Source organism: Burkholderia sp. 22313, assembly GCF_052045245.1.
Lineage (GTDB): Bacteria > Pseudomonadota > Gammaproteobacteria > Burkholderiales > Burkholderiaceae > Burkholderia.
In genome coordinates this window covers 179,099-187,922 of sequence record NZ_JBQEON010000008.1, presented here as the reverse complement: position 1 = coordinate 187,922, position 8,824 = coordinate 179,099, and the positions used below count along the sequence as shown (strand labels likewise).

Below are 8,824 nucleotides of genomic sequence, written 5' to 3'. Positions count from 1 at the left end.
GCTCCAGCCCTTGTAGTCCTTCACGTTGTCGCGCGTGACGAGCGTCGGCTCGATCAGGATCATCGGGTTGGCCGGCTTCCGGCCGTTCATGATCCCGTAGCCGACGTTGACGGCCTGCTGCGCCATCGCCCACGGATCCTGGCTCGACGACGCCTGCACGAGCGTGTTGGACTTCAGCGCCACCTCGATGTCGGGCGCGCCGTCGACCGACGTGATCACGATGTTCGGGCGGTTCAGCTGCTTCGCCGCGAGATCGCTGCCGATCGCCTGCGGGTCGTTGATCGTGAACACCCCGTCGAGCTTCGGAAAGCGCGTGAGGTAGCCCTGCATCGTGTTCATCCCGCCTTCGCGCGAGCCCTTGCCGTCCTGGTCGCTCGACAGCAGCTTGATGCCCGGATTCTTCGCGAGCACGGCCTTGCAGCCGTTCACGCGGTCGATCACGGCCGACACCTGCGGGCCGTTCTCGATGATCACGTTGCCCTTGCCGTTGAGTTTCTTCGCGAGGTAGTCGCATGCCAGCTCGCCGGCCTTCACGTTGTTGGTCTGCACGGTCGCGTTCGCGCCCGCGGCCGCGACGTCCACCGCGACGACCGTGATGCCGGCCGCCTGCGCCTTCTTCACCGCCGGCTCGATCGCCTTCGGGTCGGTCGCGTTGAGCAGGATCATGTCGACGTGCGCGGAGATGAAGTTGTCGATCTGCGTGAACTGCTTGTTCAGGTCGTAGTCGGCCGACACCGCGGTGACCTTCGCGTTCGGACTGAGCTGTTTCGCGCGGGCCTCGGCGCCTTTCACGATCGTGACGAAGTACGGGTTGCCGAGCGAGCCGACCGTGACGCCGATCGATTTCAGCGGCTTGTCGGCGGCATGGGCGGCGGCAGCGCCGAAGGCGAGTGCGCAGGCGACGGCGGTCAGGGCGGCGTGGTGCTTGAACATGTCGTTGTGTCTCCGGAAGGTCCGTTGGCAAACGGGCGCAGGAGGACCTGCCTGCGCCCCGATGGTTGAACAGCGAGGGAAGCGGTATCAGGTGCGGGCCGAGTCGCGCTGGCGATAGCGGTCGAGCGCGACCGCGCCGATGATCACGAGCCCCTTGATGATGTACTGCCAGATGTCGGACACGCCGAGCAGCACGAGGCCGTTGGTCAGCACCGCGATGATCAATGCGCCGATCAGCGTGCCGACGATCGACCCGACGCCGCCGACGAAACTCGTGCCGCCGAGGATCACCGCGGCAATCGCGTCGAGCTCGTACGACTGGCCGAGCTGCAGGCCGTTGGCCGCGTAGAGCCGGGCGGCCGACATCACCGCGCCGAGACCGGCGAGCAGGCCCGATGCCGCATACACGAACAGCTGGATCGCCCGCACGTTGATGCCCGACAGCCGTGCGGCTTCCGGGTTGCCGCCGACCGAATAGATGCGCATGCCGAGCACCGTGCGGCGCAGGATGAACCACGACAGCGCGATCACCGCGACCGCGATGATGACGAGCCAGGGCACGCCGAGCACCGTGCCGTTGCCGATGAACGCGAACGGCAGTTGCGGGTTGAAGATGGTCGTGTCGTTGCCGATCAGGCGGGCGACGCCGCGCACGGCGGTCATCGCGCCGAGCGTGACGATGAACGGGGGCAGGCGCAGGAACGAGATCAGGCCGCCGTTGATCGCGCCGAACACGAGGCCGACGGCGAGCGCGAACGGCACGCCGAGCCAGCCCCAGCCGGGGAGGGTCGAGGCGAGCAGCGCGGCGACGGCCGACGCGGCGAGCACGGAGCCGACCGACAGGTCGATGCCGCCCGTCAGGATCACGAAGGTCATGCCGGCGGCGAGCACGATGTTGATCGATGCCTGCTGCGTGACGATCGACAGGTTCTGTAGCGTGAAGAAGCCGTCGGTCAGGAAGCCGAAGCCGATGCACAGGACCAGCAGCACCGGCAGCATGCCGGCGGTGCGCAGCAGCGACTGCATGCGCGCGCGATGATCGGCGCCGCGCATCAGCGGCGTGCGGTTGGCGACCGGTTGGGCCGGCGCGGAAGCGAGGTTCCGCTGCTTGGTCGGGTTGATCATTTCGGTACCTTGAATGAAGAGGGAAATGAAGGGGCCGTGGTCAGTGCGCGTCGGCGAGTTCGGCTTGCGAGCCGGTGGCGAGCGCGATGATCGCTTCCTGCGTGATCGGGGTGTGCGTGTGGCCGCCGAGTTCGCCGGCGATCTCGCCTTCGCGCATCACGAGCACGCGGTCGGCGACGCCGATGATCTCCGGCAGTTCGCTCGAGATCACGATCACGCCGACGCCCGCGCGGGCCAGTTCGTTGATGATCCGGTAGATCTCGGACTTCGCGCCGATGTCGACGCCGCGCGTCGGTTCGTCGAGGATCAGCACGCGCGGCTTCGTCTCGAGCAGGCGCGACAGCAGCACCTTCTGCTGGTTGCCGCCCGACAGCGCGCCGACGTTCACGTTCGCGTGCGGCACGCGGATCGACAGCGATGCGATCGCGTCGCGTGCGCGTTCGGCGCCGCGCGGGAGATCGAGCGCGCCGAGCCGTGCATCGCGGTTGCACACGGCGATGTTGATGTTGTCGCGCACGCTCATGTCGAGGAACAGGCCCTGGCGCTTGCGGTCTTCCGTCAGGTAGACGAGGCCCGCGTCGATCGATTCGCGTGGCGAATGGGCGCCGAACGCGCGCTCGCCCAGCTTCACGTCGCCGCGCGTGCGCGGCTCCGCGCCGAAGATCAGTCGCGCGAGCTCGGTGCGGCCCGCGCCGACGAGCCCCGCGATGCCGAGCACTTCGCCGGCATGCAGGTCGAGGCTGCAGCCGCGCACGCGCTCGCCGTCGGCGATGTCGCGCACCGACAGCAGCAGGTGGCCGGGGTCGTACGGTGCGTGTTCCTTCTTGTAGAAACCGGAGATGTCGCGGCCCACCATCATCGCGACGAGCCGCTCGGCCGACAGCGCGTCGCGCTCGAGCGTGCCGATGTACGACCCGTCGCGCAGCACCGACACGCGATCCGACAGTTCGTAGATCTCCGCCATCCGGTGGCTGATGTAGATGATCGCGAGACCTTCCTCGCGCAGTTGCCGGATCAGGCCGAACAGGTGCTCGGTCTCGCGCGAGGACAGCGGCGTCGTCGGTTCGTCCATCACGAGGATGCGGGCGCGGGTGTGCACGGCGCGCGCGATCTCGACGAGCTGCTGTTCGGCGATCGACAGCGTGCCGACGAGCGTGTCGGGCCCGAACGGCGCGCCGAGACGCGCGAGCACGTCCTGGCAGCCGCGCGCCATCGCCGCGCGGTCGATCGTGCCCCAGCGCCGGTTGCCGTGCCGCAGTTCGCGGCCGACGTAGATGTTTTCCGCGACGGTCAGGTTCGGGGCGAGGCACAGCTCCTGGTAGATCACGGCGACGCCCGCATCGCGCGCGGCGAGCGGGCCGTCGACGTCGATGCGCTCGCCGTCGATCAGGATCTCGCCGCCGGCATCGGCGCGGTAGGCGCCCGACAGGATCTTCATCAGCGTCGATTTGCCTGCGCCGTTCTCGCCCATCAGCGAATGGATCTCGCCGGGGTAGACGGTCAGGCTGACGTTGTCGAGCGCGCGCACGGCCGGAAACGTCTTGCTGATCCGGCGCATCTCGAGCAACGGCCGGGGCGACTCAGTACGCGACATGGTTGACCTCCTGCGATTCGGTGCGGGCGCCCTTGAGGATGCCGGCCCGCGGAGAGAAATTGAAGAACATCGGCAGCGTCGCGGCGCCGATCGCACCGGCGTCGGCGCCGAACGAGCCGCGCACCAGCGTCGGCGTGCCGCGCGCCTCCGGCGCGGTGGCGACGAGCGCCGCACGCAGGCGGGTCGTCACCGCATCGAGCAGGCCGGCGTCGGTATCGGCGTCGAGCACGACCACCGGCGCATCGACGACGCACAGCACCGCGCGCAATGCCGGCGCGAGCGCGTCGACGCAGTCGTCGATCCATTCGTCGACCGCCGGCAGGCCGCGCGCGATGCACGCTTCGAGGTCGGCACGGTTCTCGACTGTCGTGCCGTGATGGCGCAGGTGGCGCACGAGCGCATGCAGCGACGCGCGGGCGAGCAGGATGTCCCACGGGCCACGCGGCGGCGGCGCGGACGCCAGCCGGCTGGGCGGGACGGGAATGACGGCAATGTCGCCTGCGTTGCCGGTCACGCCGCGCAGGCAATCGCCGTCGATCGCGATGCCGCCGCCGATCGCGGGACCGATGAACAGGTACACGAAGTCGTCGCACTGCCGGCCGTACCCGTAGAACAGTTCGGCGATCGCGGCCGCGTTGCCGTCGTTTTCGCCGAACACGGGCAGCGACAGCATGCGCCCGAGGTCGCTGGCGAAGTCGACGTCTTCCCACGCACGGAACGTGTCGGGCGCGAGGCCGAGTTCGCGCATCCACGCGCCGAGGTTGTACGGCTGGGCGACGCCGACGCCCGCGAGGCGCGCGCGCTCGTGCTCGGGGAGCAGGTCCTGCATCGCGTCGATGTCGCGCCGCACGATCTCGAGCACGTCGGCGGGCGGGGGGAGCAGTGTGTCGTGCGAGCGGCGCCCGAGCACGTCGCCCGCGAAATTGACCAGCGCAGTTTCAATGCGCATCCGGTCGAGATGGACGCCGATGCCGAACGCCCCGCGCGGATCGAGACGGATCAGCGACGCCGGCTGGCCGCGCTGGCCTTCGGTACGGCCGGCGAATTCGATCAGCTTCGCATCGGCGAGCGACGCGATGATGCTGCCGACCGCCGTGCCCGTCATGTTCGCGAGACGGGCGAGATCGGCCTTCGACGCGCTGCCGGCACGGCGCAGCGTCTTCAACAGCAGGCGCTCGTTGTAACGGCGCACGTTGGCCGAATTGCTTCCCTGGCCGATGTGCGGACTTCTCATGGCGCCTCCCTCCCTGTTGCGCCGGCTCCCGACGCATTAAATAAATCACGTTGATTTATTTAACAGCGTGAGCGACGGGATGTCAGCCTAGGGAAATCCCGGCTTCGGCAAGAAAGGAAGGTGGGGCTTGGGTTTCAGGGCGCTGAAGGAGCGCGGTGCGTTGCGAGGCCGAGATTTCGGATTCGTCTGATGGATTTGCTGGCCGCCGAACGTCACGATTGCCCGTCGGGCTGCTGCGCCATGGCAGTTCGAAGAGGGCGACGCCTGCGGGGGCCGGCGATGTGGTGCCGGCTGCGTCGCGCGTTCATTCGACGTGGTGCGGCGGAAGTCGTCCCGCGTTTGTTTCCGGGAGAAAGTCCATGCATCGTCCGACGCGGCCTTCGATGTCGCTGCTCGATCCTTACACCGGCAGCGAACCGCTGCCGCTTTACACGGCGACGGTGACCGTCACCGGCGGCGAATCGGCTCACGGACGCTCGTCCGGACGTGCGCGTTCTGCAGCCGGCGAGCTCGACGTGTCGTTGCGGCTGCCGGTTGAACTGGGCGGCGCGGGTGGCGGCACGAATCCGGAGCAGTTATTCGCGGCCGGCTTCGCCGCGTGTTTCCATGGCGCGTTGACGCTGGTTGCGATGAAGCGCCGGATTCGATTGCCGGGTGATCTGGCGATCTCGGCAAGCGCAACGTTTCAGCGTGATCCGGCGGATGGCTGGTTTGCGATCGCGCTCGATCTGGAGGTCAGCATGCCGGGTGTCGACGCGGTTGATGCGCGCGAACTCGTTGCGCAGACCGAGGCGATCTGTCCTTACGCAAAGATGGCGAGGGAGGGGATTCGACACGCCGTGCGTGTCACCGGAACGGTGTGAGTCGCGATGTCGCGTTTCCGGAAGCGGAAATGAAGAAAGGCCGGCTAAAAGCCGGCCTTTCCAAAATCAGATGGTGCCCAGGAGAGGACTCGAACCTCCACGATGTTGCCACCGCTAGGACCTGAACCTAGTGCGTCTACCAATTCCGCCACCTGGGCACGTTTCGCTTGCTGCAGTGCGAAGACCGCTATTCTAGCGTGTCTGAGGGATCTGTCAACACAATTTGAGGTCGCGAACGAAAATAATTGGGCTGCTTGCTCGCGGGGCTGAAGGATGGCGTGCATCGCAACGATCGGAGCGACGTGCATCGTCGATTGCGTCGTGACGTCGGGGCGGGCGGATAAATGCATGCACCGCGGACGCGCTTCTCGATCCGGCGCCGGAAATGAAAAAAGGCCGGCTAAAAGCCGACCTTTTCAAAAACAGATGGTGCCCAGGAGAGGACTCGAACCTCCACGATGTTGCCACCGCTAGGACCTGAACCTAGTGCGTCTACCAATTCCGCCACCTGGGCACGTTTCGCTGTACTGCAATGCGAAGACCGCTATTGTAGCGTGTCTGAGGGGGGCTGTCAATACTATTTGATCGATGACGGTAAAAATATTCGCGCGTTGCCAGGTCGGGGCATCACGCGCCGATCGGATTCGCACGCCTTGCCGCGAAATCCCAGCGCAGCGCTTCGCCGGTGTCGACGCGGGCAGGCAGCAAGCCGGCTGCGAGGAACGTATCGGCGATCGTCTGTTGCTCGCCGAAGTTCTGGGCGACGACGGCGCGCACGAGATAGCTGCGTCGTGCATTGGCGCGCTCGATCGTCTTCGCGTCGAGTCCCCAGATCGGCGCGAGGGTCGTGGCGGCCGCCTGCGGGTGTTGGTGCAGCCACGTACCGGCTTGCGACAGCCGGTCGAACGCGATCTGGATGATGTCGGGGCGCGCGGCAGCAAAGCTGCTCGACGCAAGGTAATAGCGTTGGTAGGAAGCGAGCCCGTTGCCGTCGGCGAGAATCCGCGCGTCGGGATCCGTGTCGATCGACGCGACATACGGATCCCACGTGATCCATGCCTCGACGCTGCCGCGCTCGAACGCCGCGCGGCCATCCGCGGGCGTCAGATAGTGGATGGCCACGTCGGCAGGGGCGAGCTTCGCGCGTGCGAGTGCGGCAAGCAGCAGGTAGTGGCTGCCGGCAGCCTTCGTGACGGCAATACGCTTGCCTCGCAGATCGGCAAGCGTGCGCAGCGCGCTGTCGCGTTTGACGATGATGGCCTGTGCTTTTGGCGACGGCGCTTCCTGCGCGACGTACACGAAGCGCGCATGCGCGGCCTGCGCGAAGACGGGAACCGTGTCGGCCACGTCGGCGCTGAAATCGACCGCGCCGACGTTGAGCGCCTCGGTCAGCGGCAGGCCGCTCGCGAATTCATGCCACGACACGCGCAGGCCGAGCGGTACGAGCGACTGCTCCAGCGTGCCGCGCGTCTTCAGCAGCGTAATGAGCGTCGACGATTTCTGGTATCCGATGCGCAGCGCGGATGGCGTGTTCTCGGCGGCGTGCGCGTGGATGCCGGTGGCGCTCAGGCCGGCGGCCAGCATCGCGCGCGCAAACGCGCGGCGGTTCATCGACGTCATGGTGCGAGGTCCTCGTTGGGTTCGTTGAAAGCGAGGGAGCTAACGTACCAACGGGGAAGGCAATCGATAAACGATGAATTCTGCTATCGATCGGCGTGGCCGGCATATGGCGTGGCCGGTGCGCGCAGCGGGAGGCCGGATGATGTCAAGTCCTGGAATAGGTTGACAGTATCCAAGCGCTAAAACGCCCGATGCACCGCATCGGGCGTTTTGTATTTCAGGGCGGCATGTGGCCGCTCCTGGTTGTAGATGCGCACTGACTGCTCGACCATCTTGACGGCCTGAGCAAGGTCGGCGGGACGTTGCAACAAGAACTCGCCCTTAAGGATGCCGTTGATTCGCTCGGCCAGCGCGTTCTGATAGCAGTCGTAGCCGTCCGTCATCGAGCAGCGCAGGCCGTGGCGCCGGTGGATGTCCTGATAGTAGGTCGAGCAGTACTGCACCCCGCGATCGGAGTGATGGATCAATGGCTGGCGGCTCTGGCGCCTGCGCAACGCCTTCTTCAACGCCTGGCTAACCTGTTCGGTCTGCAGGCTGTCGTGAACGTGATGTCCAACGATCTTGCGCGAGTACGCATCCGTGACCAGGCTCAGATACACAAACCGACCCGCTGTGGGTAGGTACGTGATGTCGGCTACCCACACCTGCTCGGGGCCGCTCGGCACGATTTGATCCGGCCCGGGTTTCAGTAGATTCGGATGGCGCCGGAAGTGATGGTGGCTTTGCGTTGTCTTGTGATACGCCCGATGCGGCACGACCAGCAGTCGCGCGGCGCGCAGCACATCGAACAGCCCATCTCGCCCCAGCTTGATGCCGCGCTCGACCAACGCCGGCCCAAGCAGGTGATGCAGTTTGCGTGCCCCAAGCCTAGGCTGGCGCAGTCGCACGTCGCGCACCAATGCCGTCACGGTCTCGGCTTGCGAGCAGCGGCGCGCCTCGCTGCGACATCGCTTGTAATACGCTTGGCGACTGATGCCCATGTAGCGGCAGGCTCGCTCGACGCTCAGCTTTTCGATCCGCTTTTGCGCAACGACCTGCCCGAAGGCTTTTTTACGGTGATCCCGTAGTCCTTGCGCATCACGTCGAGCACGGCCTCGAACAGCGCCGCTTTCTCCTGCGCCTCGCGCAACTGCGTCTCCAACTCCTTGATGCGCTGCTCCGGTGTGAGTGGCTTTGAGTCTGGCTTTGGCATGGTGCAACCCGATCGCGCACGGCCGGATGGATCGGCCCAATCCTGCAAGCCGTGCTTACGTAACCATACCAGTACGGTCGAGCGTCCCTGGATGCCGTAGCGCTGCTGCGCCTCTTTGTACGTCAGTTCGCCTTTTTCGACCTGCGCCACCACCGACAGTTTAAAAGCCAGGCTGTAGTCCCGCTGCGTCCGCTTGTTCCCTTGCTCCACTTGGCACCTCTTCGCTTCGGCGAAAAAGTGTCAACCTATTCTAGGACGGGTCA

The 8,824-nt window shown here is 66.1% G+C and carries 7 protein-coding genes and 2 tRNA genes; 1 reads left to right on the top strand and 8 read right to left on the bottom strand.

Annotated features, from left to right (window positions below; genetic code table 11):
• The 4 genes from ACTJKF_RS09560 to ACTJKF_RS09545 form a co-directional block, all read right to left on the bottom strand.
• Window positions 1-933: ABC transporter substrate-binding protein (locus tag ACTJKF_RS09560; protein ID WP_440623312.1), on the bottom strand; the 933-nt coding region annotated here is incomplete at its 3' end.
• Between the two features lie 87 nt (window positions 934-1,020).
• Window positions 1,021-2,058 (bottom strand): ABC transporter permease subunit, encoded by a 1,038-nt coding sequence (locus ACTJKF_RS09555; RefSeq protein WP_440623311.1) that lies wholly within the window; start codon window positions 2,056-2,058, stop codon window positions 1,021-1,023.
• Between the two features lie 40 nt (window positions 2,059-2,098).
• Window positions 2,099-3,652, bottom strand: coding sequence for a sugar ABC transporter ATP-binding protein (locus ACTJKF_RS09550; protein ID WP_440623310.1), 1,554 nt, complete (start codon window positions 3,650-3,652; stop codon window positions 2,099-2,101).
• Window positions 3,639-4,886, bottom strand: a complete 1,248-nt coding sequence (locus ACTJKF_RS09545) for an ROK family protein (protein WP_440623309.1) — start codon at window positions 4,884-4,886, stop codon at window positions 3,639-3,641. The genes ACTJKF_RS09550 and ACTJKF_RS09545 overlap by 14 nt, the downstream gene beginning before the upstream one ends.
• A gap of 383 nt (window positions 4,887-5,269) precedes the next feature.
• Between ACTJKF_RS09545 and ACTJKF_RS09540 the strand changes: the two genes are divergently transcribed.
• On the top strand, window positions 5,270-5,749 hold the full coding sequence (locus ACTJKF_RS09540) for an Ohr family peroxiredoxin (RefSeq protein WP_440623308.1): 480 nt from the start codon (window positions 5,270-5,272) through the stop codon (window positions 5,747-5,749).
• A 71-nt stretch (window positions 5,750-5,820) separates the two neighbouring features.
• Here ACTJKF_RS09540 and ACTJKF_RS09535 read toward each other — a convergent pair.
• The 4 genes from ACTJKF_RS09535 to ACTJKF_RS09520 form a co-directional block, all read right to left on the bottom strand.
• Window positions 5,821-5,907 (bottom strand) — tRNA-Leu (locus tag ACTJKF_RS09535).
• A gap of 269 nt (window positions 5,908-6,176) precedes the next feature.
• Window positions 6,177-6,263 (bottom strand) — tRNA-Leu (locus ACTJKF_RS09530).
• A gap of 113 nt (window positions 6,264-6,376) precedes the next feature.
• Window positions 6,377-7,369 (bottom strand): aliphatic sulfonate ABC transporter substrate-binding protein, encoded by a 993-nt coding sequence (locus ACTJKF_RS09525; RefSeq protein ID WP_440623307.1) that lies wholly within the window; start codon window positions 7,367-7,369, stop codon window positions 6,377-6,379.
• 179 nt (window positions 7,370-7,548) lie between these two features.
• Window positions 7,549-8,771 (bottom strand): IS3 family transposase gene (locus ACTJKF_RS09520; protein WP_440623306.1). Its coding sequence is split into 2 segments (ribosomal slippage): window positions 7,549-8,403 and window positions 8,406-8,771, totalling 1,221 coding nucleotides; the frame shifts between segments, so codons are not numbered across the junction.
• Between the last annotated feature and the right edge of the window lie 53 nt (window positions 8,772-8,824).

Bases quoted from the DNA above. Each gene is read 5' to 3' on its own strand.
- ACTJKF_RS09555 (WP_440623311.1), bottom strand. From the start codon at position 2,058: ATGATCAACCCGACCAAGCAGCGGAACCTCGCTTCCGCGCCGGCCCAA.
- ACTJKF_RS09550 (WP_440623310.1), bottom strand. From the start codon at position 3,652: ATGTCGCGTACTGAGTCGCCCCGGCCGTTGCTCGAGATGCGCCGGATC.
- ACTJKF_RS09545 (WP_440623309.1), bottom strand. From the start codon at position 4,886: ATGAGAAGTCCGCACATCGGCCAGGGAAGCAATTCGGCCAACGTGCGC.
- ACTJKF_RS09540 (WP_440623308.1), top strand. From the start codon at position 5,270: ATGTCGCTGCTCGATCCTTACACCGGCAGCGAACCGCTGCCGCTTTAC.
- ACTJKF_RS09525 (WP_440623307.1), bottom strand. From the start codon at position 7,369: ATGACGTCGATGAACCGCCGCGCGTTTGCGCGCGCGATGCTGGCCGCC.